This window comes from Bradyrhizobium sp. 2TAF36 (genome assembly GCF_052114925.1).
In the GTDB taxonomy this organism is placed as follows: Bacteria; Pseudomonadota; Alphaproteobacteria; order Rhizobiales; family Xanthobacteraceae; genus Bradyrhizobium; species Bradyrhizobium barranii.
In genome coordinates, this window is record NZ_JBFRFR010000250.1 from 1 (window position 1) to 748 (window position 748).

1 protein-coding gene is annotated in these 748 nt (G+C 57.1%); it reads right to left on the minus strand.

Annotated features, from left to right (window positions below; all coding sequences use genetic code 11):
* Positions 1-530: 530 nt before the first annotated feature.
* Positions 531-748, minus strand: a 218-nt coding sequence (locus AB4Z51_RS45030; protein ID WP_441499782.1) for a hypothetical protein, incomplete at its 5' end; no start/stop codon positions are given.

The following is a 748-nucleotide window of genomic DNA, read 5'->3' on the forward strand; positions in this document are numbered from 1 at the left end:
GTGGAAGCCCCCGGCGGTGCAAAAAGCGAGCTAAACTTGTACCGCGCTGGGCGCCAACGCACCGGTGCGGTATTTCCCAACTGCGCGGTCAAAGCGGAGACAGTTCGACGTCCAAGTAGGGTCACAAGCAGAAGTTCATCTGCCGCAAGGGTCCGTTTACCAGCACCTCGATCCTGTTCGATGAGCCATCAAGGACAGTCGCAATCGCGGTCGATTTTGGTACTGTTGGTGAATGGCGGGGTCGATACTACTCAAGGTTTTTCGAGGTGTGAGCCTGCTTTGCCTTTGCATCGTGGGGATTGCAGTCGTTGTAGCCCCCTTGGAGCTTGTCGCTTACCCTATACTGAAATCCATCGGGTGCAGTCTGACCCAGGAACAGCAAAGCTTCACCTGCGGAGGTGGTTTGGTCGGTCGCATCATCTCGACCGTTCTCAACCTGCCGATGCTGTTCTCTGACGCGCGAGAGTTTACGTTCGGAGCCCGAGGGCCGTTCGGGCCCGGATTAACGGTCTACTTATTCGACGCAATCTTCATTCTCGCAGCGGCATATCCGCTACTGATATTGTTTGCGCGGAAAGGCGGCCGACCAAACAGCTGACGTCTGCTAATGGGATGGTCCGGCCGTGCTCCTGCCCCGCCAGCGATAAGCTGGCCAGGGGCGCCAAGACAAGGAGCACGCCATGTCCCAGACACTCAATACCGCGATCGCCGTGATCGGCATCGATATCGGCAAAAACTCGTTCCATGT